At 30.8% G+C, this 23,667-nt stretch carries 27 protein-coding genes and 1 riboswitch; of the genes, 2 read left to right on the top strand and 25 right to left on the bottom strand.

What is annotated here, in order from left to right; all coding sequences use genetic code 11:
• Positions 1–3: 3 nt before the first annotated feature.
• The 14 genes from ACK2WO_RS07175 to ACK2WO_RS07110 form a co-directional block, all read right to left on the bottom strand.
• Positions 4–273, bottom strand: a complete 270-nt coding sequence (locus ACK2WO_RS07175) for a hypothetical protein (protein WP_414697226.1) — start codon at positions 271–273, stop codon at positions 4–6.
• A 30-nt stretch (positions 274–303) separates the two neighbouring features.
• Entirely contained in the window at positions 304–855 is a 552-nt protein-coding gene (locus ACK2WO_RS07170; protein ID WP_414697225.1) for an ATP-binding cassette domain-containing protein, read from the bottom strand.
• Between the two features lie 3 nt (positions 856–858).
• Positions 859–1,236, bottom strand: coding sequence for a GntR family transcriptional regulator (locus tag ACK2WO_RS07165; protein WP_414697224.1), 378 nt, complete (start codon positions 1,234–1,236; stop codon positions 859–861).
• 233 nt (positions 1,237–1,469) lie between these two features.
• The gene (locus tag ACK2WO_RS07160; protein WP_414697223.1) at positions 1,470–2,213 is read right to left on the bottom strand and encodes an amino acid ABC transporter ATP-binding protein; all 744 of its coding nucleotides are present in this window, start codon (positions 2,211–2,213) and stop codon (positions 1,470–1,472) included.
• A gap of 11 nt (positions 2,214–2,224) precedes the next feature.
• Entirely contained in the window at positions 2,225–2,890 is a 666-nt protein-coding gene (locus tag ACK2WO_RS07155) for an amino acid ABC transporter permease (RefSeq protein WP_414697222.1), read from the bottom strand.
• Between the two features lie 18 nt (positions 2,891–2,908).
• Entirely contained in the window at positions 2,909–3,739 is an 831-nt protein-coding gene (locus tag ACK2WO_RS07150) for a transporter substrate-binding domain-containing protein (protein ID WP_414697221.1), read from the bottom strand.
• A 256-nt stretch (positions 3,740–3,995) separates the two neighbouring features.
• A complete protein-coding gene (locus tag ACK2WO_RS07145) occupies positions 3,996–4,352 on the bottom strand; it encodes an arsenate reductase family protein (RefSeq protein ID WP_178412675.1) in 357 nt (118 codons plus the stop codon).
• Positions 4,353–4,448: 96 nt separating this feature from the next.
• Positions 4,449–5,081 carry a thiamine phosphate synthase gene (locus ACK2WO_RS07140; RefSeq protein WP_414697220.1) on the bottom strand — a complete coding sequence of 211 codons (633 nt, stop codon included), beginning with the start codon at positions 5,079–5,081 and terminating at the stop codon, positions 4,449–4,451.
• 5 nt (positions 5,082–5,086) lie between these two features.
• The gene (gene thiH, locus ACK2WO_RS07135; RefSeq protein ID WP_178412673.1) at positions 5,087–6,214 is read right to left on the bottom strand and encodes a 2-iminoacetate synthase ThiH; all 1,128 of its coding nucleotides are present in this window, start codon (positions 6,212–6,214) and stop codon (positions 5,087–5,089) included.
• 33 nt (positions 6,215–6,247) lie between these two features.
• Positions 6,248–7,030: a thiazole synthase gene (locus ACK2WO_RS07130; RefSeq protein WP_414697219.1), complete on the bottom strand. Its 783-nt coding sequence runs from the start codon at positions 7,028–7,030 to the stop codon at positions 6,248–6,250.
• Between the two features lie 61 nt (positions 7,031–7,091).
• Positions 7,092–7,886, bottom strand: coding sequence for a sulfur carrier protein ThiS adenylyltransferase ThiF (gene thiF / locus ACK2WO_RS07125; protein WP_414697218.1), 795 nt, complete (start codon positions 7,884–7,886; stop codon positions 7,092–7,094).
• 5 nt (positions 7,887–7,891) lie between these two features.
• Entirely contained in the window at positions 7,892–8,086 is a 195-nt protein-coding gene (gene thiS / locus ACK2WO_RS07120; protein WP_040410236.1) for a sulfur carrier protein ThiS, read from the bottom strand.
• A 113-nt stretch (positions 8,087–8,199) separates the two neighbouring features.
• Entirely contained in the window at positions 8,200–9,507 is a 1,308-nt protein-coding gene (thiC, locus tag ACK2WO_RS07115; protein WP_178411930.1) for a phosphomethylpyrimidine synthase ThiC, read from the bottom strand.
• Positions 9,508–9,665: 158 nt separating this feature from the next.
• A riboswitch (TPP riboswitch) is annotated at positions 9,666–9,779 on the bottom strand.
• A 218-nt stretch (positions 9,780–9,997) separates the two neighbouring features.
• Complete coding sequence (locus tag ACK2WO_RS07110; RefSeq protein ID WP_414697217.1) at positions 9,998–11,440, bottom strand: alanine/glycine:cation symporter family protein; 1,443 nt, start codon at positions 11,438–11,440, stop codon at positions 9,998–10,000.
• 471 nt (positions 11,441–11,911) lie between these two features.
• Between ACK2WO_RS07110 and ACK2WO_RS07105 the strand changes: the two genes are divergently transcribed.
• Together ACK2WO_RS07105 and ACK2WO_RS07100 are read left to right on the top strand one after the other, a co-directional pair.
• Positions 11,912–13,177 (top strand): SLC13 family permease, encoded by a 1,266-nt coding sequence (locus tag ACK2WO_RS07105; RefSeq protein ID WP_414697216.1) that lies wholly within the window; start codon positions 11,912–11,914, stop codon positions 13,175–13,177.
• A gap of 74 nt (positions 13,178–13,251) precedes the next feature.
• On the top strand, positions 13,252–13,707 hold the full coding sequence (locus ACK2WO_RS07100) for a hypothetical protein (protein WP_414697215.1): 456 nt from the start codon (positions 13,252–13,254) through the stop codon (positions 13,705–13,707).
• A gap of 71 nt (positions 13,708–13,778) precedes the next feature.
• Here ACK2WO_RS07100 and ACK2WO_RS07095 read toward each other — a convergent pair whose 3' ends face one another.
• The 11 genes from ACK2WO_RS07095 to ACK2WO_RS07045 form a co-directional block, all read right to left on the bottom strand.
• Complete coding sequence (locus tag ACK2WO_RS07095; protein WP_414697214.1) at positions 13,779–14,156, bottom strand: NifB/NifX family molybdenum-iron cluster-binding protein; 378 nt, start codon at positions 14,154–14,156, stop codon at positions 13,779–13,781.
• 271 nt (positions 14,157–14,427) lie between these two features.
• Entirely contained in the window at positions 14,428–15,300 is an 873-nt protein-coding gene (locus tag ACK2WO_RS07090; protein ID WP_414697213.1) for an NAD(P)/FAD-dependent oxidoreductase, read from the bottom strand.
• Positions 15,301–15,486: 186 nt separating this feature from the next.
• Positions 15,487–15,804, bottom strand: coding sequence for a thioredoxin (gene trxA, locus ACK2WO_RS07085; protein ID WP_178411715.1), 318 nt, complete (start codon positions 15,802–15,804; stop codon positions 15,487–15,489).
• 217 nt (positions 15,805–16,021) lie between these two features.
• Positions 16,022–17,263 (bottom strand): sensor histidine kinase, encoded by a 1,242-nt coding sequence (locus tag ACK2WO_RS07080; RefSeq protein ID WP_414697212.1) that lies wholly within the window; start codon positions 17,261–17,263, stop codon positions 16,022–16,024.
• Positions 17,250–17,924: a response regulator transcription factor gene (locus ACK2WO_RS07075; RefSeq protein ID WP_414697211.1), complete on the bottom strand. Its 675-nt coding sequence runs from the start codon at positions 17,922–17,924 to the stop codon at positions 17,250–17,252. The genes ACK2WO_RS07080 and ACK2WO_RS07075 overlap by 14 nt, the downstream gene beginning before the upstream one ends.
• A 120-nt stretch (positions 17,925–18,044) precedes the next feature.
• The gene (locus ACK2WO_RS07070) at positions 18,045–18,641 is read right to left on the bottom strand and encodes a DNA-binding protein (protein WP_414697210.1); all 597 of its coding nucleotides are present in this window, start codon (positions 18,639–18,641) and stop codon (positions 18,045–18,047) included.
• A 96-nt stretch (positions 18,642–18,737) separates the two neighbouring features.
• Positions 18,738–19,472, bottom strand: coding sequence for a DNA alkylation repair protein (locus ACK2WO_RS07065; RefSeq protein WP_414697209.1), 735 nt, complete (start codon positions 19,470–19,472; stop codon positions 18,738–18,740).
• 302 nt (positions 19,473–19,774) lie between these two features.
• The gene (locus ACK2WO_RS07060) at positions 19,775–21,187 is read right to left on the bottom strand and encodes an aldehyde dehydrogenase family protein (protein WP_414697208.1); all 1,413 of its coding nucleotides are present in this window, start codon (positions 21,185–21,187) and stop codon (positions 19,775–19,777) included.
• A 7-nt stretch (positions 21,188–21,194) separates the two neighbouring features.
• Positions 21,195–22,004, bottom strand: a complete 810-nt coding sequence (gene eutJ, locus ACK2WO_RS07055; protein WP_414697207.1) for an ethanolamine utilization protein EutJ — start codon at positions 22,002–22,004, stop codon at positions 21,195–21,197.
• 16 nt (positions 22,005–22,020) lie between these two features.
• Complete coding sequence (locus ACK2WO_RS07050; protein ID WP_118548998.1) at positions 22,021–22,656, bottom strand: phosphate propanoyltransferase; 636 nt, start codon at positions 22,654–22,656, stop codon at positions 22,021–22,023.
• A gap of 114 nt (positions 22,657–22,770) precedes the next feature.
• Positions 22,771–23,637 (bottom strand): hypothetical protein, encoded by an 867-nt coding sequence (locus ACK2WO_RS07045; protein WP_414697206.1) that lies wholly within the window; start codon positions 23,635–23,637, stop codon positions 22,771–22,773.
• Positions 23,638–23,667: the final 30 nt, after the last annotated feature.

The following is a 23,667-nucleotide window of genomic DNA, read 5'->3' as shown; positions in this document are numbered from 1 at the left end:
TCATTACCCCCTTATATAGAATTTTAAAATATCTTCTATCTTTGGTCTTGAGTAAATTGCCTCTTCACCTAATAACTCAAATAATCCATTATAATCATTAGTAAGTGCCTCAAATCCAAAGTCATTTTTATTTATACTTACAAAGTACTTCTCTGTTTCTTCAGTTAATAAGTCTAATCTTCCTTTGACAATTTTATGAGATTCTATTACATCCTCTCTATATCCTTTTAAGAAAATCTTTCCGTCATCTATAAATGCTATGCTGTCACACACATCTTCAAGGTCTGAAGTTATATGAGTTGATTAAAACACTGTTAATTCGTACTGCTCCATCATCTCCTGTATTATATCCATGACCTCATCTCTTACAACAGGATCTAGATTTGCAGTTGGCTCGTCCATTATAAGAATCTCTGGTCTGTGAGATAATGCCATAACAATCTCAAACTTCTTCTGCTGACCTTTTGAGCAGTCTTTGTATGTCTTTGTTTCTGTTAGTTCTAATCTATTCATCAAATTCTTATATAAATCTTCATCCCAAGCATTATAAAAATTAGATATGCTACTTTTGATAGATTTTAATGTAGCCTCAGCCATAAAACCAGACTTATCTCCCACATATCCAATTTTTTCCTTTATATCTAACTCTTTTCCACTAAATTCTCTGCCAAATATCTTTATACTTCCACTATTTTTTTCAATAAAATTCATTATAAGATTTATTGTTGTAGTCTTTCCTGCTCCATTTTTTCCAACAAACCCTGTTATCAATCCTTTTTCTATTTTAAAATCGTCTATATCTAACTTAAAATCTCCTAGATTCTTTTTAAGACCTTTTAATTCTACTGCATTCATAAATTACACCTCCTCATAGATACTTTTAAATATCTCTATTCCTTCATCTAATGTAAGCCCTATAGCCTTTGCCTGCCTTATTATATCTTCAAGCTTGTTTTCAATTTCATACATAGTTATTTCTTTTATCCTATCTTGATTTTTTTCAGATACAAATGTACCTTTTCCCTGTACAGTTTCCAAAAATCCTTCTTTTTCTAATTCTTCATAAGCTCTTTTTGTGGTGATTATGCTAACTTTAATCTCTTTTGCTAGTGTTCTTATCGACGGAAGCATTTCTCCAGGTTTTATATCCCCACTCAAAATCTGAGCTTTTATCTGACTTTGTATTTGTTCGTACAGGGATAGCTTTGATTTATCATCTATTATAATATTCAACATTATCCCTCCTTGTTTATCTGTGTATATACTGTATATACTATCTATATACACATAATAACACTGTATATAAATCCTGTCAACTGTATATACAGTATATATACAATTTTTCTAAATTTTATACATTTTTTATACATTACACATGTAATAAATTCTCTTTTTTATAAATCCATATAAAAAATGGACTACCACAAAATATGCAATAGTCCATTTTAAATTTATATAATTTTTATACTCTATAAATCTCCAAGCTTTGTAACTTTTAAAAACTCTCTTGTTCTATCTGACTTAGGTTTTGATAATAATTCTTCTGGAATTCCCTCTTCTTCTATTATGCCACCGTCCATAAATACTATCCTATCTGCAACATCTCTTGCAAATTTCATTTCATGAGTCACTATAAGCATAGTATGGTGTTTTTCTGCCAACTTTTTTATTACCTCTAATACTTCTTGTACCCATTCTGGATCTAAGGCAGATGTCGGCTCATCAAATAAGAGTATATCCGGTTTAGTTGCCATTGACCTAGCTATAGCAACCCTCTGCTGCTGACCTCCAGATAAAGTTATGGGATATTGGTGTATTTTATCAGACATTCCAACTTTTTCTAGCTGATTTATAGCTTCTTTTTCAGCATCCTGTTTTTTCATTCCCTTTCCAACTATCAATGCCTCTGTTACATTTTGAAGAACATTTTTATTTTGAAATAAATTATAATTTTGAAAAATCATAGCTGTATGTTTTCTTAAATCATGTATTTCTGATTTATTATGATTTTCTGCATCTACAGAAACATTTCCGACCGTTATAACACCTTTATCTGGAACTTCTAAATAATTTATACATCTTAACAAAGTAGATTTTCCAGTTCCAGAAGGTCCTATTATTGCAACAACTTCTCCTTTTTTAACTTCTAAGTCTATTCCCTTCAATACCTCAGTATCTCCAAATTTTTTATGTAAATTTTCTATTTTAATCATTGAGCCACCTCTTATCGTACATATCCTTTAGACATCTTACTTTCTAATTTCTTTTCAACTTGTTCAAGCCCTACAATTATAATCCAATACATAATCATCAATATCATATACGCCTCAAAGTAATTAAATGTAACTGATGCCCTTAGATTTGCCGTCGCAGTTATCTCTATAACACCTATAGCAAATGCCATAGATGTACCTTTTACAATGTCAACAAGGTTGTTAAATAAAGATGGTATGGCAACTCTAGCTGCTTGAGGTAATATTATTCTAGTCATAGTTTGCATAGATGTCATTCCATGGGCAAGTGCAGCCTCCTTTTGTCCTTCTGGAACTGAAAGAATTGAACCTCTTATAACCTCTTTCATATAGGCAGCTGCATTTAGGGTAAGACCTATTATACAAATAATATACGCTGGAACACTTCTAAGAGGCTTTATAAATGTAGGTATACCAAAATATAAAAGAAATAACTGTGGCAATAAAGGCGTTCCCCTAAAAAATGAAACATATACATCAAATATTTGTTTTATTAATGGTATTTTGAAATAATCAACTATAGCTATTATTATAGCTATAACCAAAGCAGCTATAAACGAAAAAATAGTCAGTGAAATTGTAACAGGTAAAACCCCCATCATATCTTTAAATACCTGTATTGAAAAACTTAAATTCATAATTATACCCCTTATTTTTTATTGTAATTCTTTTGCTCCTTTAGGTCTTTCTGATATATCTGTTCCAAACCATTTTTCTGAAATTTTCTTTAATGTTCCGTCTTTATGCATATCTTTTATAGCTTCACTTACTTCTTTTGAAAGTTTTTCTCCCCTTTTAGTTTTAGCAAATGGGTATGCATTTATTTCTAGTATGTCTGTCTTACCAAGTATTTTTAAATCATTTATTTCTTTTATTGTAGCTATGCAAGAAGTTTCTGCTCTTGGCCATAAATCACATCTTCCAAGTGCAACATCTTGTACTGACATTCCATCGTAATAAGTCTTTTTAAGTTTTACATTATATTCCTTATCTATTGCATTTACTATATTTTCGTCGCTAGTATTTGTTTCGCATGATATTGTCATTCCAGATTTTAAATCGTTCATTGTTTTTAACTCTTTGTTATTTTTAGCAGCTAATAAACAGTAAACATTGTAGGCATAAGGTTCTGAGAAATCATATTTTTCTTTTCTCTCTGGAGATATAGATATCTGCTCACCAACTGAGTCTATTCTCCCTTGGTCTAGCATACTCCACATACCATCCCATTCCATAACTTTATATTTTATTTTGTAACCAGTTCTTTTACCTATTTCCTGCCAAACATCATAATCATATCCTGCAAGATCCCCATTTTCAGATGCTTGAATCCAACCGGGTGTAGTTGCTTCACAACCAACAGTTATAGTTTTTTCTTTAGAATTTGATTCTTCTGATTTTTTTATTTCTTTTTTTCCTCCACATGCAGTAAGTGTCATCATAGCTATAACACCACATATTATTACTTTCGATAGTTTCTTATTCATTTGTTAACCCCCTGTTTTATTAATTAAGTTTAATTATAAGAAATATTAAAAATAACTAAATAAATTAAAATAAATATTCATATTCGCTTTTTATTTTATATTTTTATTATCAAAACATCAAATCGAAAATAACAATTGTTCTATAGTTTTATTCTATTCACTGTGTTTTTGGCATGATTTTAATATTTTATATTTAAAACAAAAAATACCCCAGTTCATTGTTTATCCAACAAACTGGGGTTTCTATTTATGGGGGTTATTCGCCAAGTAATACTTTTGTCCACTCAGCTTCTTTAAATCCTACTAATACGTCCTTACCTGTATCAAGTATAGGTCTTTTTATAAGCATTCCATCTGTTACCAGAAGATCAAGAAGTTTATCTTCAGGTTCAACCTTTACAACATCTTTCAATTTAAGCTCTCTATACTTCACTCCACTAGTATTAAAGAACTTTTTAATATCAAGACCACTTCTTCTATACATTTCTTCTAATTCTTCTCTTGATGGTGTATTCTGTACCATATCTATATCTTCAAATTCTATTCCATTATCTACAAGCCATTTTTTAGCTTTTTTAACTGTAGAACATTTTGTATATCCATATAATTTCATATTGTTTCCTCCTAAAAAATCTTCCCGTTTTAATATACTATTTTTAATATACTATATATCTACCCGATTAAATTTAGATTAAACATAAATTAGAAACTATCTATTACTTACAAGTTCTTCTACAGTATTTTTAACATCATTACTTTTCATAATTAAAGACATAACCGCAATATCATCACAGTATTTTAGTGTTTCTGCTGCATTTGAAGAATCTATTCCTCCGAGAGCTACAACCTTGACTTTTGTTAATTTTCCGCCCTTCTTCAAAAGTTCAAGTCCCCTTGGTTTTAACCCTTCCTTACATTTTGTTTCGTATATATGTGAAAGAGTAATATATGAAACTTTTACACCGTATTTACTGCAAAGTTCTTCCATTTCGCTTACTTCTTCCGCACTATGTAGAGAAAGTCCTATTTGTTTGCCTATATTAAAATCATATCCCTCTTGCAATCTCTCCTTAAATAACCAAAATGGAAGATGGATTCCATCACAGTCTGTCTCTTCATATACTTTAAATTTGCTATTTACCAGAATAGAAGTTTTTTTTCTAACTTCAACTGGAAGAGACGAAGATATCTTATCATATATCATCTTTACCTCTTCATCAGTTAAATCTTTTTCTCTAATAATTATATTATCTACTCCATTTATGCAAGCCTCTTTGATTCTTTCAAAGTACTCTTGCTCGCTGCATAAATTTCTATTTGTAATAAGATACAAATTTATCACTACCTTTATTTCTGGCTTCTAGCTGTATAATCAAATCTTTCCCAGTCTTTAAATACGTGCTGATAGCCTATTTCTTTTAACATTGCTGTAACTTCAGGTACTTCACAGTCGTGGTTAGGCTCGAACTGTGCTGTGTCATGTTCATTCTGAGAATGTCCACCTACATCAGTTGATACTCCTGCACTTAGTTTAGTTACACCAAATGGTATTATATGTTTTCTTGTTTCTAAGTTTTCTCTAGTAGATACGTTTAATCCTGCATGAGGGTCAAATAGTCTCATAACTAACATAGCCTGAACCATATTAGTATCAGTTACTTCCATTAATCCTTCAAAGCATCCTTTGAAAGGTCTTATTCTAGGTGCAGAATAAGATAGTTCAATATATGGATAATGATCTTTTAAATATTCTCCATGAAGTATAGTAAAGAATGCATCTGTTCTCCATTTATAAAGTCCTAAAAGAGCTCCAAGTGTAAGAGTTCTCATACCTGCTTTTGCTCCTCTTTCAGGTGCATCTAATCTCCATTTGTAGTTAGCTTTTGGCCCTTTTAGATGTACTTTTTTGTACATTTCTTCATTATATGTTTCCTGATATACAGTAAGACCTTCTGCTCCATTTTCTACTAAGTGTTTGTATCCTTCAACACTCATTGGATAAACTTCTATTCCTATTGAAGGGAAATATTTAGTAGATAGATTTACAGCTTCTCCTATATATTCAACACTTGACATATTTTCACTTTCTCCAGTAAGTATTAATATATGTTTGAATCCCTGTTCAGCGATTGCCTGACATTCTTTATCTATTTCTTCCATGTTTAATTTTTTTCTTTTGATTCCACTGTGACAGTTGTATCCGCAGTATACGCAGTGGTTTTCGCAGTAGTTTGCTATATACATAGGAGTGTATAAAGTTAATGCTCTACCAAAATTCTGTATACTTATTCTATGAGCTTTCTGTGCCATAGCTTCTAGATGTTTTTCAGCTGTTGGAGATAATAAGTTTAAAACATCATTGTGGTCTAATTTATCTTTTTCTAAACTTCTTAAAACATCATAGTCTGTTACATTTTCCCAATATTTATCAAAATCAAAATCCTTATACTGTTCTATTACTTCATAGAAACTCATTTCTTATCGCCTGCTTTCTTATTCTTAATTTCCCTATTTATTTAAGTTTCCTAAAAATCCTGTTAATGGTGAAGATGCATTAGCATATTCTGAAACTGCACCTGTTTTAGCTAAGTATGCAGCTCTTCCTCCCTCAACTGCTAATTTGAATGCTTTTGCCATTTCAACTGGATCTCCTGCAGATGCTATAGCAGTATTTACTAGAACCGCATCAGCTCCCATTTCCATAGCTTCCATAGCCTGAGATGGTTTACCTATACCAGCATCTACTATTATAGGTATATCTAATTCTTCTATCATTATTCTTATCATTTCTTTCATCTGAAGACCTCTATTAGATCCTATTGGTGCTCCAAGTGGCATAACAGCTGCTGCACCTGCTTCTATTAATCTTCTTCCTGCATAAAGGTCTGGAGTCATGTATGGTAATACAATAAATCCTTCATCAGCTAATACTTTAGTAGCTTTTATTGTTTCTTCGTTGTCTGGAAGTAAGTATCTCATATCTGATATAACTTCTATTTTTATAAAATCTCCACATCCCATTTTTCTAGAAATTCTAGCTATTCTTATTGCTTCTTCTGCATTTGTAGCACCTGAAGTGTTTGGAAGTATTGTCATATCTTTTGGTATGTAAGTAAGTATATTTTCTTCTTTGTTTCTTTCATCTAGGTCTACTCTTCTAAGTGCCATAGTTATTATTTCACTTCCACTAGCTTCTATAACTTTTGGAAGCATATCATTTGAGCCGTATTTTCCTGTTCCTATTAGAAGTCTACTATCAAATTCATGTCCTTTTAATACTAATTTATCCATTTTTTATTCCCCCTATTTTCAGATTACTTTAACTAATCTATTTTTATAATAAATAATAAAATTATTCGCCATCTACTAGTATCTGTACTACTTTATTTGCCATGTGATTTGCACAAATCGAAACTCTAGGAGCCATTAATCCATCTCCTTCTTTAGCTTCATTTACAAAATCTCCGCAAATATAAAACTTATTTCTTATTTTTTTAGTCTGAATTATATTTGAATCATAGTATCCAGCCATTCCTGATGAAGCAACTAAATACTTATCTCTCATATGTATTAATACATAATTGCTTATTTCTGCCTTACAATTTGGATTGTCAAAGGCCTCTACAATAATATCTGCCTCAGAAAATAACTCCATATTTTCTTTGCTTATTCTTTCATTCACCAAAGTTATATCTACAAAAGGGTTTATTCTTTCAATATTCTCTTTTGTAGCCTCAGTTTTGAGTTTGCCAATATCATTTATAAAATAATTCTGTCTATTTAGATTTGAAGGCTCTACAACATCAAAGTCTGCAAGTATTAATTTCCCTACTCCAATTCTTGCAAGGGAACTGGCTATATTAGAGCCAAGCCCCCCTAATCCAAGAATTGCAACTTTTCCTTTTTTCAAAGCCTTATGAACATTTGGTGTATGTCTCGCAGTTAAAAGAGCTTCAAATTCCTCAAAAGTTGGTTTCTTTCCCTTTTGAATAAGTACTACTCTATCATTCTCTTTTAACACTTTATCCTCAATTGGATATCCATTTACAATTATTACATCACAAAGTTTGTTGTATTCATCTCTTACTTCTTTGGCAGTTATACCTTCTTTAGCAGATATTTTCTTTTCATTTAGAAAAATATCCATTATTTTTAACCGCCTCCAACGAAAGCTATTAATTCCACCATAGCTTCTTTATCTGGTATATAAGTATCGTATTCAGATTCATCTACTATTTTCATATCTATCTCAACAACTACTCTATTCCTATCTATTTTGTAGTTATCTAATATCTGGGAAACAGTAGTCCCTTCTGGAAACTGTACTTCTTTTCCATTAACTTTCATATATTGCACCTCCATTTCGTTGCAATATTTATTAATTTATCTTAATAATTATATATTTTATCTTTAATAAATAATTCTAAATATACAATATCATTTAATTACTTACATAAATATTAGTCAAATACTAAATCCACTTCTTCACCATTGAATATTTTATTAACTGTTCTAAGTGCACACATTTTTCCGCACATAGTACAGCTATCTTCGTGTTCTGGTTTAGAAGAATCTCTGTATTTTCTTGGTTTTTCTGGATCTAATGCTAATTCGAACATTGTAGCCCAATCTAATTCTGCTCTAGCTTTAGACATAGCGTTGTCCCATTCTCTAGCACCTTTTATTCCTTTTGCTATATCTCCTGCATGTGCTGCTATTTTTGTTGCAACTATACCTTCTTTCATGTCATTTAAATCAGGTAATCTTAAGTGTTCTGCTGGAGTAACGTAGCATAAGAAGTCTACACCTTTAGATGCTGCAAGTGCACCACCTATTGCACTAGTTATATGGTCATATCCTGGAGCAACATCTGTTACTAGAGGTCCAAGTACATAGAATGGAGCTTCATGACATAATTTCTTTTCTAACATTACGTTAGCTTCTATTTCGTTTATTGCCATGTGTCCTGGCCCTTCTATCATAACCTGTACATTTCTTTCCCAAGCTCTCTTAGTAAGTTCTCCTAAGTTTATAAGTTCCTGTATCTGAGCGTAGTCAGTAGCATCTGCTATAGAACCTGGTCTACAAGCATCTCCTAAGCTTAGAGTAACGTCGTATTTTTCGCATATATCAAGTATTTTATCGAAGTTAGTTAGCATAGGGTTTTCTTTATTATTCATGTACATCCATCCAAATAATAGAGAACCTCCTCTTGATACTATATGAGTTAATCTCTTATCTTTAGCTATTCTATCTCCTATTTCTTTAGTAAGACCTGCGTGTATTGTCATAAAGTCTACACCATCTTTTGCATGCTGTTCTATAACCTGTAAGAACTGTTCTTCTGTTATTTTTACTAATGCAGTTTCAGTAAATCCAACAGCATCATACATAGGAACAGAACCTATCATTGCTGGAGATATTTCTACTACTTTTTCTCTGAATTCTCTTGTTTTACCATAGTTACTAAGGTCCATTATAGCTTCTGCTTTCATTTCTATAGCAGTTTTAACTTTTTCTAATTCCCGGTCTATATCTTTACAGTCTCTTGATATACCAAGGTTTACGTTTATTTTAGTTTTTAATCCTTTACCTATACCTTCTGGGCTAAGTGATTTATGATTTTTGTTAGCTGGGATAACTACTTTCCCCTGAGCAATTAATTCTCTTAATTCCTCTACGTCCATCATTTCTTTATCAGCAACTATTTCCATTTCTTTAGTTATTATACCTTTTCTAGCTGCATCAAGCTGTGTAGTGTAAGTCATACAAATACCTCCATTTTTTGTATATTGAAAGCAATTTTTGCTCTCTTATCTGATTTTTTGCAAATAAAAAAGTGCTTCCCTTACTTAGGAAAGCACTTTCATCTTCTATATTAGTTTTGTACTTTTTATTTGTTGTACTCAAACTTTTACTCTATTGAAAATTATTCTACCAGCTTCCCTTCGCAAGCATTATCTTGATCAGGTGTTTAGGGTTTGTAAGTTTTTGGCTTTCTCTCTCAGCTGACCTTATTTCAGCGCCCCTAGCGTCGATATTATGTTTTTAACACTTCACTTAATAAATGGTGAAGACTTTTTCATTTGATTTGAGTATATCATAACAAATTAATTTGTTCAAACATTTTATTTTTTGATTTATAAAACTTTAGTATAAAATACTAAAAATCTATTTATAAAAAATATCAAATATCTAGCTCTAATTAAATATATCTATTAGTTAGCTTTATATTATATTAGTTGGTTTTATGTTATATTAATTGGCTTTATCTTCTTTATGCCAGTATTCAACATTTTCTAATCCTTCTATTCCATCAACATAGAATTCAGGGTCTTTTATACCTGCTTTTTTCTGTTTAGTATAATCTTCTAATGCTATATATGCATATTTTCCTAATTTAGCTATAACTATCATGTTGATGATTGCCATAAATGCCATAAATAAGTCAGCTAAATCCCAAACAACCTGAAGTTTTGCTATTGAACCGAAGAATACCATACCACAAACTAAAACTCTGTATACATTTAAAGCACCTTTGCTTTCAGTTACGAACTGTATATTAGATTCTCCATAGTAGTAGTTACCAACTATTGAACTAAATGCAAATAGGAATATACATAATGCTAAGAATATACCACCTATTGGTCCTATATGTGCAGTAAGAGCTTCCTGAGCTAAAGCTATACCTTCATTTCCACTTGTTGCATATCCATTGTAAAGTAATACCATAAATGCTGTACAAGAACATATTATTATAGTATCTGTAAATACACCTAATGTCTGTATTAATCCCTGTTTAACTGGATGAGAAACTTCTGCTGTTGCAGCTGCATTAGGAGCAGAACCCATACCAGCTTCATTAGAGAATAGACCTCTCTTAACACCAGTTAAAAGAACTGTCATAAATCCTGCACTTGTTCCTGCTATCATCTGTCTTGGTTTAAAAGCATCTGCAACTATTGTAGATATAAGTTCTGGGAATTTTCCTATGTTTAAAACAACTATTCCTATAGCAACTAATATGTACAGACCTGCGAATACAGGAACTATTACTTCTGAAACTTTAGCAACTCTGTGCACTCCACCGAATATTACAAGTGCTGTAAGAACTGCTAACACTATACCTATTACCATATATTCAACATGGAATACATTGTTGAAAGCTAATGATAAAGTATTTGACTGAACAGAGTTAAATACGAATCCGTAAGTTATACTTATTAATATTGTAAATATTATTCCTAACCATCTCATATTAAGTCCCTGTTCAATATAATAAGCTGGACCACCTTTGTAAGCTGTTCCATTTTTAACTTTGTATATCTGAGCTAATGTACTTTCAACAAAGCTTGATGCAGATCCTATTAAAGCCATTATCCACATCCAGAATATTGCACCTGGCCCACCACCTGCTATTGCAAGTGCTATACCAGCTATGTTACCTGTACCAACTCTTGATGATGTACTTATACAAAATGCCTGGAATGAAGATATTTTACCTTCTTTTTTAGCATTTTTATTAGCATTACCATCTGTTAATAGTCTAAACATTTCTTTGAAATATCTAAACTGCACGAATTTTGTTCTAAATGTAAAGTAAATTCCTAAAACTACAAGCATTATTATTAAAACATAAGACCATAAATAGTTATTAAGAACTCCTACCATAGAATAGAAAGAATCAAATATCGCCTGCATAAACTACCTCCCTTTAGATACCTTAAAATTATTTCTATTATTAAAATTTTGTTTTTAACCTAATTTTAAAATAATTGAAAGATATTTTTTAAATCATTCATTTATTATGATTATAAACAACTTTTATGCAATTTACAATACTTTTTATGAAATATTCGATATTTATTTATTCAATTTTCCAATTTACAAGTAAATTGCATTATTGTATACTAATTATTCAATTCAGATAACGTTATCTCTTTACTTAATAAAGTTTTAACAGGAAATTGCTTTCTTTGTTTAAAAAATATTTATCTAAAAAAACTATTGAATTATCATTTGAAAAGTACTATGATAGATTCTGTTCTTGCGTAAGTTTTAAACAATAACTTTAAATGTAAATAGTTAACCAGATTCACACTATTTACTAAACAAAATAAATTTTTTAATTAGCATTAATAAAAAATAGTTTTTACACAGGAGGATTTAAAAATGAATTTTCAGCAGATAATTTCAATCCTTATCTTTGTATGTGTAATGGCAGCAATAATATCAGAAAAAATAAATAGAACAGTAGCGGCTCTTTCAGGAGCTATATTAATGGTATTAACTGGTATTCTTACATTAGATAAAGGACTTGAACACGTTGATTTCAACACTATAGGTGTTCTTATCGGTATGATGCTTTTCGTGTCAGTTATAAAAAACTCTGGATTATTCGAGTATATAGCAATTTGGACGGCAAAGAAAACCAAGGGTGATCCTTGGAAAATAATGATTTATTTCATGATTGTTACAGCAGTTCTTTCAGCTGTATTAGACAACGTTACAACAGTATTACTTATCGGTCCTATGACAATAGTTGTAACTCAGTTATTAGGAGTAAATCCTATACCTTTCTTGATGACTCAGATATTAGCTTCTAATATCGGTGGTACTTCTACTCTTATCGGGGACCCACCAAACATTATGATTGGTAGTGCAGCAGGTCTTAGTTTTGTAGACTTCTTAACTCACTTAGGTCCTGTAGTTTTAGTTATACTAGCAGTTACTATAATCTGCTTCAAATTTATTTATGGAAATAAACTTGTAGTAGATGAAGCAGCTAAAGAAACTATAATGAATCTTGATGAGAAAAAATCAATTCAGGATAGAGCTCTTCTTAAAAAGAGTATCGTAATGATAATATTTACATTAGTTGGATTTGTTTTCCACTCTAATTTAGGAATAGAATCTTGTGTTGTAGCTATTACAAGTGCAGTTATAATGCTTTTAATAGGAAAACAGGATGTAGATGAAATATTTGCAAGTATAGAATGGTCTACTATCTTCTTCTTTGTAGGTTTATTTATAGTAGTTGGAGGTCTTGTTGAATCAGGAGTAATCGGATCTTTAGCAGAATTAATAATAAACGCTACAGAAGGACATATAGTAGCTACTACAATGATAATACTATGGTTATCAGCTATAATTTCAGCATTCCTTGATAATATACCTTTCGTTGCTACACTTATACCACTTATTTTAACTATGCAGGCTAACGGAATAGATGTAACACCATTATGGTGGGCTACTTCTTTAGGTGCTTGTCTTGGTGGGAATGGATCACTTATAGGTGCATCTGCCAACGTTGTATTAGCAGGAGTTAGTGAAAAACATGGTCATCCAATATCTTTTGGTTACTTCTTAAAGATAGGATTCCCTTTAATGATATTATCAGTAGCTATATCAACTGTATATCTACTTATAATTTTCTAATAATATATAGTATTTTATTATTGTGAAAATCTTAATTATTGTTATATAATATTATTAAAGGAGTAGTGATTTATATGGATTTAAATACTTTTGAAGCCGATTCAATTGAGCTTCTACTTAGACAACTTGGAGCAACAGAAATAAAAAAAGTTAGAGGAATTCTTTATTTCATCGAATTTGATATAGACGAAGATCTTCAAGTTTCATACTGTTACAACATAAATAAAAAAGGAAAATATTTCTTACAGAGAATTAATCCTTACCCAATATCAGAAGGTGTATTCGAAACAGAAATAGAAGTAGTTACTTTTATAACTAAAGATTTAAAGAAATTTAAAAATGCTAAAAATAGTAGCAACTTTAAAAAGTTCTTAGAAATAACTAATAAAGTCAATAAAATGACTGATACAATAGAATATCTTTTCTTAAACTATAATGTAGAAGGCGAAGATATGGATACTCTAAACAGAGAATTAGATGACATCAGCACAACTGTTGATGCTATCGAAACAAATGCAAAAGAATTATAAAAAATTAACCCTCCAGCTTAAACTGGAGGGCTTTTTTATTATCTAAAATATTTTATTTTTTATTTATTATCTTAGTGATGGTGTAAACAAGTTTTGTTTATATCAAATAGTATTAATTTACCATCTTTTATTAGATCTAAATTACCTTTTACATTAAGTAGTGAATTTCCCTGATATACGCTTATTCCTGCTTCACCTAACTTCATCATAGCACCTTTTCCTATTCCCGCTACAACTGCTACATCCACTACAGCACCATTAAGAGCTTTTACTGGGTTACACTGACCTTCTGGGTGTTTACCTGTTTCTGGGTCTAAATGTCCGTTTTCAACGGCTTCAAATTCACCAGTTTCTGTATCGCATACTATAAATATTGGTGCAGTACCAAAATGTCCATATAATACACTATCTAATCCTTTATCTTCTTTTACTGGGAAACATATTTTCATATTTATTTTTCTCCTTTTTATATATTTTTCTATTTATTTCATTAATTTATCATATCAAAATTAATAAAATATGTAAATTTATTATTTATATTTTTATGCATAAACTAATCTGTTTAATTAGTGTCTATCGCTAGTAAAAATTATATCAAAATATTGACTAGTAGCAAGGCAATTATTTGATTATTCTGACTATATGTATTTTCTAATTACTTTTCACTTATTTTTTACTTTATAAGTATATATTTTTTCAATTAATATTTCAATCAATATATTATTTAATAAATTTGCTTAAATAAGTAACTGCACTAAGTCCAGCAACCTGTCCTTCTCCTGCTGCCTTCATAAACTGATATGGCTTACCTGTACAATCTCCTGCAGCAAAACATCCAGCTATATTAGTACTCATATCTCTATTTACTTTTATATGTGCTCCTTCTATTTCAAGACCTGGAACTAAAACCCCAGGTGAAACACTGTCTTTAAGTATGAATACACCGTCTACATCTATCTCTCTATCTTTTAAGACTAGTTTGTTTACATGAGTATCCCCTTCTATTTTAACTGCTTTGCTAGATATAACCTCAATATTTTCACTTATATCTCCGGCACCTGCAGTTTTTTCCATATCGTATACTGGAATGTAGTAAGTTTTTTCTGCTATTTCATCTATATAATTTGCTTCTTCTTCTGCATCTGGTGTATGTCCTATTATAGCTACTGTTTTGCCTTTATAAAGAGGTGCATCGCAAGTAGCACAATAACCTACTCCTCTTCCTAAAAACTTCTCTTCACCTTCTATAGCTCTTGAAAATTCTACACCTGTACCAAGTATAACACTAGTTGCCTCAAACATTTCCTGTCCAGACATTAATGCAAAATAATCTCCCATTGCGTATACATTATTTATCTTTTTATTTACTATCTCTATATCCATATCGTCCAGATGTTTTTTAAAGCTTTCCATAAGCTCAATTCCTGTTACATTAGAAAAACCTAAATAGTTATCGACAATTGGAGCCTTAACTAATTTATTACTTAAATTTTTTGATCCAAATACAATTATATTTTTATTTCTTATTTTTGCATTTATCGCAGCTGAAAGAGCTGCTGGGCCACTTCCTATTATCGCTATATCGTATCTCATTTTTATCACCCTTTTTTCTCAAAACCAAACCATTTATTCTTTATTTATATTTTTTATTTGTAGAATTTTTTATCTTTATAGAATTAAAGATAAGTATCATTCCAATTAAATTTAAAAGGAAATCACTTATCTTTATTTTCTCTAATGGTTATTTTTTATGTTTATTTTAGTTAATTACATTATTTATTATAGACTTGCTTTTATTTTGCTTATTAGTCTATCTTTAGGCATGAATCCTACTATCTGATCTACAGGTTTTCCATCTTTGAATACTATCATAGTTGGAACTGAAGATACTCCAAACTGCTGAGCTATTTCTAAACTTTCGTCTATATCTAATTTGTAGAAGTTTGCTTCTTCTTTCATATCTTCTCCTGCTTCTGCAAATACAGGTGCTAACATCTTACAAGGTCCACACCAAGTAGCGAAGAAATCTACTACTGCTACTCCACTTCCATTTTCTACTTTATCTCTAAATTCTGCTGTATTTATAACTTTTGCCATTTTTCTTTCCTCCAAATTTTTTATTAATATTTTTTATTTGTATTTATCTTATTTGATTTACATTATCTATAATACCCCCTTTTTATAGGTTCTAACATTTTTCTTACAAATATTTTATTTATTTCTAATATATTATAAAAATATATAAAAATAGCTACTAACTAAAAGTTATACCTCTAGCTAGTAGCTACAATTTGCTTTTATATTCTCTTTTATTTTATGCTCTTACATTTTTACCTATTTTTATGAAGAAACTGCTTCCTTTTCCATACTCAGATGTTACACCTATCTCAACACCTATATTTTTTGCAGTAACATCTGCTATTGAAAGGCCTATTCCAGAACCATCTATATCCTTATTTCTAACATTATCACTTCTGAAAAATCTATCAAACAGATTTGGTAAATCCTCTTTTGAAATACCTATTCCAGAGTCATTCACAGAAATAATTAATTTATCTTTATCATCTTCATCTTCCCTTACAACCACTCCAATAGAATCTCCAGATTTTGTATATTTAAATGCATTGTCGATAAATATCCTTAAAATCTGTTTAAACTTATTCTTATCAGTATAAACCTCTGTATTTTCTGTCAAAATATCACAAGAAAATTCTTTATCCTGATACTCTGCTATATCGAAGTAATCCTCAGTTATCTCATCTATAAGAGTTTTTAAATCTAAATTTTCTTTATTTAGCTGCACGATTCCATCTTCTTTAGTAAGCGAAAGTAAATCATTTACCATTTTTTTAAGCCTTCTGGTTTCTTTCATAGCTATTGCGACAGTTTCTGCCTCATCTCCTATTGTACTTTCTGGTTTTTTTAAAAGTGACTCTAATTTTGATGAAACTATTGTTATCGGTGTTCTAAGCTCATGAGATGCATCCTGAATAAATTTTGCTTGATTTTTCCAAGCTGTCTCTATAGGAATAAGAGCTTTTTTTGTAAGGTAAAGCGAAATCATATATATAAAAATCAAAGAAATTATACCTAAAAATAGTATAATCGAAATAAGCTTAGAAATTGAAAACATCTCTGAATCTATATTTCTTATGATTTGTATATGATAATCTCCTACAGTTATGTTTAATTCTTTGAAAAAATGTCCATTTTCTCTATATTTAGTAAATACTTGGTCTGTATCACTTTTTCTCTCTGGAAGAATTTTATCAAAGTAATCATTTTCTGTGTAATATTTTATTCTTCCATTTTCATATATATAAACCATGTCCTTTGGATCCAAGAGCTTAATAGGCTCGTATTCGCTATTGTCTAATTGAGTTACAATATGTTTAAACTCCTGACCAATTTCTTTGTCTATATTGCTATAAGTAATATATCTAAAATATACCATTGTAAAAGCCAATAGCATACATAAAAAGCACATAACGACAAGCATATTAATCTTTAAAAGCTTGTTCTTCGTCTTTGCAAAAACATCCTTATTTATCTTCATCTAATATATAACCTACTTTTCTCTTTGTTTTTATATATTTATCATATCCGAATTTGCTAAGTTTTTTTCTCAGATTACTTACATAAACCTCAACAATTTCTATTGTAGCATCTGAGTCTATTCCCCATATTCTGTCGTAAATCTGCTCTTTAAGTAGTATAGCTCCTCTGTTCATTACAAAGTATTCTAAAAGATTGTATTGTTTGTTTTGTAGAGTTATCTCTTCATCTCCTATAAATACTCTCTTTTCTGATGTATCTATGTACATATCTTTAAATTGAAGTCCTGTTTTTTCTGTTAGTTTTCCATTTGTTCTAAGTATTGCATATACCCTAGCAACTAATTCCTCCATATAAAATGGCTTTGTAAGATAGTCATTAGCTCCTGTTTGGAATGCCTCAACCTTGTCATCTAATGCCTCTTTTGCTGTAAGTATTAATACAGGTGTATCTATACCTTTGTTTCTGGCATTTTTTAGTATTTCCATTCCGTTCATACCAGGAAGCATAAGATCTAGTACCACTAGGTCGTATATTCCCTGCTCTATCATGTATAGAGCTTCTTCTCCATCCTCGCATCCCTCAACATCAAAATGCTTAGATAATTCTTCCATTATACTGTCTAAAAGAGTTTTATTGTCCTCTACTGCAAGAATTTTCATAATTTCTCCTCCTTTAGTTATTTAAAATATTTATATACCTTACTCTTATTTAATATTTAGATTTATTATTTGTCAATTTTATTTACATAATAATATTATGTTAATACTTCTATCAATATTTTAGAATAAATTTCTGTGTTCTCTTAAGAAGTCTTTTATTATCTGTGTAAGTACCTCATTTTTCTTGAATCCACAGTTGCTACAAAGCACATCAAAATCTTCCCAAGTCTGTCTGTCTATGTTTAAATAAGCCTTTTTAGTATCTTTTAAATCTGTTTCTTCAATTACAACATCCTTATTTTTAGAATCCTCTTCTGTAGCTGCATTGTAGCTTATTGTATCTTTAACACTTAAATACCAATCGTAAACCTCACAAAGCTTATCCATATCCTCTTGAGTAATATTTATTTTTCTATCCTTTTTAGGAGCAGTTCTCTTTTTTGTAGTTGTAGATTTTGCTTCTTTATTTTTAGTTGTAGCACTTTTACTTGATGAAGCATTACTTTTATTTGTAGAAGCAGTGCTTTTGCTTGATGATGTACTACTTTTAGTTGATTCTTTCTTAACTGTAGTTTTCTTTTCCTCTTTATTATTCGTACTACTAGATTTTCTTCTTGTAGTTTTTTTCTCTTCTTTAGGAGCAGTTTCTTCTATTTCAGCTAGAGATGCAAATGAAACCTGCTGCTCCTTTTCATCTATTTTTTTCTTTCTTGCCATGTTTCTCCCTCTTTCAAATTCTTTTTTATTATAAATTTCATTCCTTTATTATAACTTTACTATTTATACTATTTCTATTTTTTATAATTTTACTTTCTATAATTTTACAGCTTTTCTTTTCATACTTTTTAAAATTTCCTTGTCCTCTTTGCTAACTCTAAGGGATTCTCTTGTCTTTTGTAAAGCCTTATTATATGTAAAATCATCTAGTTTACAATTATTAAAATAATCCATTGTTTTATCTCTAAATTTTACAAAACACATAGATAATATCCATGCAACAGCCATTTTATAATAGTATTCATCGTCTTTTACTGTATCACAAATATTAAAAATTTCATCTAAATACTCTTCAGATAGATAATAGTCCATAAGCATAACGATAGAAAATCTTTTTCTCCATGGATTTTTAGATTTTAAATTATCAATTATAAATGTATGCATTCTGTCCATATTTTTCTTAGTTATTTTAAGAGATGAGCAGAAAGTATCATTTACCGACCAAGAGTCTACTCTTCCTATAAAATCATCTACATAGTCAATAAACTCCTCTATATCACAGTTTTTAACATTTCCTATTACAAGTCCTCTAATAAATTCTTCTTCTATATATCCATTATCATTTTTATAAGATACTTCTAGAAATTTTCTCCAATCTCCTTTTGAAATTTCTGCCGCCTTTTTTCTAAGATCAGGAATTCTTATTCCAATAATTTTTTCTTTGCCTGGATTTAAATTTAAAGTAAAATCTCTGTATTTTTCATCTGCTTTATTTTTTAATTCTTTAATAAGTACGTTATAAGTTTCTTTATCCCAAATCACTTCGCCCATTATTTTTCTCCTTTGGCCATCCTCTATACTTTAGAGTATTTTTAGATTTAAATACTTTTAAATTATTAAAATTTTATTATATATTTCATTATAAATTATCTATATGTATTTATTGTGTATTTTAGTATATACACATTATAACATTCTAAATTTATCGCCACAATGTAATTAGTTATATCTCTAACGTATTTATTAATATATAAAATAATACAATACTAATACCTAAAACTATATAAAAAAACTACGTACCCTAAAAGAGTACGTAGCTTTTCAATATATCCATTAATTTATGGGGGTGAGAACTATCTTATACTTAATGCTTCACTCATTACACATCTTCTGATTCTGCAGAAAGATTTAGCTGAAGTTATACCTTCTCCTGTTGGTCCAGCTATTGTGAATGTAGTGTGTCCTTCTCCGCCTACACCTATTCCTGCGTATGAAGGTGCATTTTTTACGAATATTGTTGCTTCTAATTTTTTAGCCATTTTTGTAAGTTTATCAACATTTTTAGAATGCATTATAGCAGTGTGTCTGTTTCCTGCTTCTGCTTCGTATGCCCAATCTATTGCTGTATCTACATCAGATACACTTACTATTGGAAGTATTGGCATTAACATTTCTTCTGTAACTAGGTGATGGTCTTTATTTGTTCTTGCTATTACAAGTTTTACATCATCATCTACATTTATTCCTACTAATGCAAGTAATTCTTTTGCTGATTTACCTACTAGGCTTGGATTTGGTTTTCCATTTTCTTTAGATACAGCTTTATCTAACTGTTCTAAAACTTCTGGAGAAGTTATTTCGTATGCTCCATTTTTCTTCATGTAGTATATTAACTGATCTACTACTGATTCAACTGCAAATACTTCTTTTTCAGCTATACATGGAACATTGTTGTCAAAGCTTGCTCCTGATACTATATCTTTTGCTGCTTTTTCTATATCAGCTGTTTCATCTACAACTACTGGTGGGTTTCCTGCTCCTGCTCCTATAGCTTTTTTACCTGCAGAAAGTACCTGTTTTACTATTGCTGGTCCACCAGTTGCAACTAATAATCTAACTTTTGGACTTTCCATCATTATTTTACTGTTTTCTATTGATGGTTCTTTTACCATTGTTATTAAGTTTCTTGGTGCTCCAGCTTCTTCTAAAGCTTTATTCATCATTTTTACAAGTTTTATAGATACTTTTTTAGCTCTTGGATGAGGACTGAATACTACTGTATTTCCTCCAGCTATCATAGATATTGAGTTGTTTATTAATGTTTCTGTAGGGTTAGTAGTTGGTGTTATAGATCCTATTACTCCAAATGGACAATATTCTTCTATAGTAAGTCCATCTTCTCCTGTTATAGCTCTTGTTTTTAAGTCTTCTGTACCTGGAGTATTTTCAGCAGCTACTCTATTTTTGATTATTTTATCTTCTACTCTACCTATTTTTGTTTCTTCAACAGCATCATAAGATATCATTTCTAAATTTTCTTTTTTTAGAATTTCAGCTCTTATAGCATCTACAAATTTATCTCTCTGCTGAACAGAGCATTCAAAAAGTTCTTTCTGAGCTTTTTCACTTGCATCTATTGCTTCTACCATGCTATCAAATACACCGTATCCGTATTCTTCCTTAGAAGAAACTTCTACACCTTCTACTTTTATTTCTTCTAGTACCTGTTTTATCATTTCCTGTATTAAATCTAATTCCATTTTCATTCCTCCATTACTTACAGTTAAGCGCTATCCCATATGGTGTTACTAAAAGTGCTTTTTCTGCTTTGATACATTCTACACCTGTTACTTTATTGAAAGTTTCTTCAAAATCATCAAATAGACTTGCTCCTCCAACTACATAAACAGTATCTGTTGGATGATCTTTTAAAAAGCCTTTTACTATTGTAGACATTTTTTCTACTACTGGCACTACTATTGAATATATATCAGATTGATGAGATCTATCTTTTTTCATTTTTTCAGCCTCTGCTTTGTCTACTCCATAATAACCTGCAACAGCAAGTGTCATGTGTGTTCCTCCAGTAGGCTCATCTGCAGTAAATATTACCTCACCATTTTCTAATACACTTATACCAGTTGTACCACCGCCTATATCAACTACTGCTCCATCTTTTATTCCGATTACTGTGGCTGCTGCTGTAGGCTCGTCAACTATGTTAGTTACCTCGAATCCTGCTCCTTCAACTACACTCACGAAACCTTTAGCATTTTTTACAAGTATTCCTGGTGGTATTGCAGTAGCTGCATTGATAAGCTCAGTCCCAAGTCTTTCTTCTAATTCGGCCTTCATTTTCTTTAAGTTCTGTATTGCTCTAACATAGTCAACAACGATTCCGTCTTTTACAACTTTAGATTCATTAACTATCCCAGCTACAGGTTTGCCATCTGCATCTACAACCGCTATAACTATATTTGCAGTCCCTAAATCCACACCACATCTAAGTGGTAATTTATATTCAGCTGTTTTTTCTGATTTTATCAATTCGTCTAATTCATCAAGAATACTGTTTTTATACATAACTACCTCCAGTAACCTACTTTTTAAGTATTGCTATATCATTATTTTTTATGAACGCTGAGTTAGCTTCGTCCATATCTAAGTGCATTTCTAATTTATATTTATCAGAAACTCTAACTAGTACATTAGAAAGAAGCGCCTTTCTAGGTCCCATAAGCTGCACATCTACTAAATCTCCATCTTTTACATCCATTCTTCTTGCATCTTCTGGAGTCATATGTATATGTCTTAATGCAACTATTGTTCCACATTCTAATGTTACTGATCCTTCTGGCCCTATTATTTCTATGCCAGGAGTTCCTTCTAATTGTCCAGATTCTTTTATCATAGGTTTTACTCCTAATCTAAATGAATCTGTTACAGATATTTCTACCTGTGATTTATCTCTAAATGGCCCTAAAATTCTAACCTTTTTAAATTCTCCTTTTGGCCCTTTTATTGTAACAACTTCATTCGCCGCAAACTGTCCTGGCTGTTTAAGGTCTACTTTTTTAGTAAGCACAGTATTTTTCCCGAAAAGAATTTCATAGTGCTCTCTTGACAGATGGACATGTCTATTTGAAACACCGATTGGGATCTTATATGCTTCTAAATCATTTAATTTTTCCACTACTCTCTTGCATATTAAGTTTATTAATTCTTCCTGTTTCATGGTATCCCTCGTTTTCATCGTATTTTTTAACAGTTCTCATACTGTCTTAATTCAGAATTTTCATTCTATTTACTATTCTAAAATCACAATACTCTAATATACAATTCCCTTTTGTTAGAATATTAGATTTATAAGCGCTACTGATATCATTATTACTGTAGCAGGTGGGTCTATGTAAGTATCCCCATTTGTATTTATTATGTTTCCTGCAAAATGCCAAGCAACAGCATTTATAGCACCAACTAAAACTGCTACAAGTATATTACCTGATAATACATAAGCAAGTGCTGATGGGAAAGATATGTGATGTGTTATTGGTATTCCAAATCCAGCCTGTAAGAATATAAGTGATGCTGCACTTATACCGAAGCATACTACTGGATAAGATGCCATAGCTTCAGGAGATATTCCTAAGCTGTTCATAACATATCCAACTGCACCTATTACTAAACCAAATGCAGCTCCAAGTATTAAATCAACAAACACTCCTGATTCAGCTTTAGGTATCCAGTCTCTTTTTTCTTTTAATGAACCTACAGGTCCTGTTTTTCCTATTATTAATCTACATAACATTAATGTACAGAACACTGAAGCTCCTGGTGCATCAGTCTGAAGGAATGATAATTTTGTTGTAAATAGTGTGTAGAATAAGAATCCTACTACAGCAAAAGCTCCTCCAGATAAAAGTGTTGGTATATCTTTTGTTGTATAAAGTGGTGTTAATACATCACCTGATGATTCAACTTTATGTCTTTTTAAAGCTGCTACTGCTGTTGCTGCAGCTGCACCAGTAAATGCTATATGCGGTCCCCAGAATACACCAAATGTTATACTACCTACTGATAATTCTGGAATCCCTGCCATAGCTATAAGACCACCTGCTATAGCAAGTATACCGGTTATTATAAATGCTGGAATCGCTCCAAAAGCTGCTCCTATCACTCCACCACCAAAGGCTGCAATTAATAAATTTAAGTCCATATTGATCTCCTTATTTAGCGACTATGAACC

This window comes from Peptacetobacter sp. AB845, assembly GCF_047528295.1.
Lineage (GTDB): Bacteria > Bacillota > Clostridia > Peptostreptococcales > Peptostreptococcaceae > Peptacetobacter.
Note: the sequence above shows the minus strand (reverse complement) of the source record. Positions and strands in the feature narration are given on the sequence as shown.

What these genes read in the sequence shown, in the direction of transcription:
- ACK2WO_RS07170 (WP_414697225.1), bottom strand. Translation starts at nt 855, where the DNA reads ATGAATGCAGTAGAATTAAAAGGTCTTAAAAAGAATCTAGGAGATTTT.
- ACK2WO_RS07165 (WP_414697224.1), bottom strand. Translation starts at nt 1,236, where the DNA reads ATGTTGAATATTATAATAGATGATAAATCAAAGCTATCCCTGTACGAA.
- ACK2WO_RS07160 (WP_414697223.1), bottom strand. Translation starts at nt 2,213, where the DNA reads ATGATTAAAATAGAAAATTTACATAAAAAATTTGGAGATACTGAGGTA.
- ACK2WO_RS07155 (WP_414697222.1), bottom strand. Translation starts at nt 2,890, where the DNA reads ATGAATTTAAGTTTTTCAATACAGGTATTTAAAGATATGATGGGGGTT.
- ACK2WO_RS07150 (WP_414697221.1), bottom strand. Translation starts at nt 3,739, where the DNA reads ATGAATAAGAAACTATCGAAAGTAATAATATGTGGTGTTATAGCTATG.
- ACK2WO_RS07145 (WP_178412675.1), bottom strand. Translation starts at nt 4,352, where the DNA reads ATGAAATTATATGGATATACAAAATGTTCTACAGTTAAAAAAGCTAAA.
- thiH (WP_178412673.1), bottom strand. Translation starts at nt 6,214, where the DNA reads ATGAGTTTCTATGAAGTAATAGAACAGTATAAGGATTTTGATTTTGAT.
- ACK2WO_RS07130 (WP_414697219.1), bottom strand. Translation starts at nt 7,030, where the DNA reads ATGGATAAATTAGTATTAAAAGGACATGAATTTGATAGTAGACTTCTA.
- thiF (WP_414697218.1), bottom strand. Translation starts at nt 7,886, where the DNA reads ATGGATATTTTTCTAAATGAAAAGAAAATATCTGCTAAAGAAGGTATA.
- thiS (WP_040410236.1), bottom strand. Translation starts at nt 8,086, where the DNA reads ATGAAAGTTAATGGAAAAGAAGTACAGTTTCCAGAAGGGACTACTGTT.
- thiC (WP_178411930.1), bottom strand. Translation starts at nt 9,507, where the DNA reads ATGACTTACACTACACAGCTTGATGCAGCTAGAAAAGGTATAATAACT.
- ACK2WO_RS07110 (WP_414697217.1), bottom strand. Translation starts at nt 11,440, where the DNA reads ATGCAGGCGATATTTGATTCTTTCTATTCTATGGTAGGAGTTCTTAAT.
- ACK2WO_RS07105 (WP_414697216.1), top strand. Translation starts at nt 11,912, where the DNA reads ATGAATTTTCAGCAGATAATTTCAATCCTTATCTTTGTATGTGTAATG.
- ACK2WO_RS07100 (WP_414697215.1), top strand. Translation starts at nt 13,252, where the DNA reads ATGGATTTAAATACTTTTGAAGCCGATTCAATTGAGCTTCTACTTAGA.
- ACK2WO_RS07095 (WP_414697214.1), bottom strand. Translation starts at nt 14,156, where the DNA reads ATGAAAATATGTTTCCCAGTAAAAGAAGATAAAGGATTAGATAGTGTA.
- ACK2WO_RS07090 (WP_414697213.1), bottom strand. Translation starts at nt 15,300, where the DNA reads ATGAGATACGATATAGCGATAATAGGAAGTGGCCCAGCAGCTCTTTCA.
- trxA (WP_178411715.1), bottom strand. Translation starts at nt 15,804, where the DNA reads ATGGCAAAAGTTATAAATACAGCAGAATTTAGAGATAAAGTAGAAAAT.
- ACK2WO_RS07080 (WP_414697212.1), bottom strand. Translation starts at nt 17,263, where the DNA reads ATGAAGATAAATAAGGATGTTTTTGCAAAGACGAAGAACAAGCTTTTA.
- ACK2WO_RS07075 (WP_414697211.1), bottom strand. Translation starts at nt 17,924, where the DNA reads ATGAAAATTCTTGCAGTAGAGGACAATAAAACTCTTTTAGACAGTATA.
- ACK2WO_RS07070 (WP_414697210.1), bottom strand. Translation starts at nt 18,641, where the DNA reads ATGGCAAGAAAGAAAAAAATAGATGAAAAGGAGCAGCAGGTTTCATTT.
- ACK2WO_RS07065 (WP_414697209.1), bottom strand. Translation starts at nt 19,472, where the DNA reads ATGGGCGAAGTGATTTGGGATAAAGAAACTTATAACGTACTTATTAAA.
- ACK2WO_RS07060 (WP_414697208.1), bottom strand. Translation starts at nt 21,187, where the DNA reads ATGAAAATGGAATTAGATTTAATACAGGAAATGATAAAACAGGTACTA.
- eutJ (WP_414697207.1), bottom strand. Translation starts at nt 22,004, where the DNA reads ATGTATAAAAACAGTATTCTTGATGAATTAGACGAATTGATAAAATCA.
- ACK2WO_RS07050 (WP_118548998.1), bottom strand. Translation starts at nt 22,656, where the DNA reads ATGAAACAGGAAGAATTAATAAACTTAATATGCAAGAGAGTAGTGGAA.
- ACK2WO_RS07045 (WP_414697206.1), bottom strand. Translation starts at nt 23,637, where the DNA reads ATGGACTTAAATTTATTAATTGCAGCCTTTGGTGGTGGAGTGATAGGA.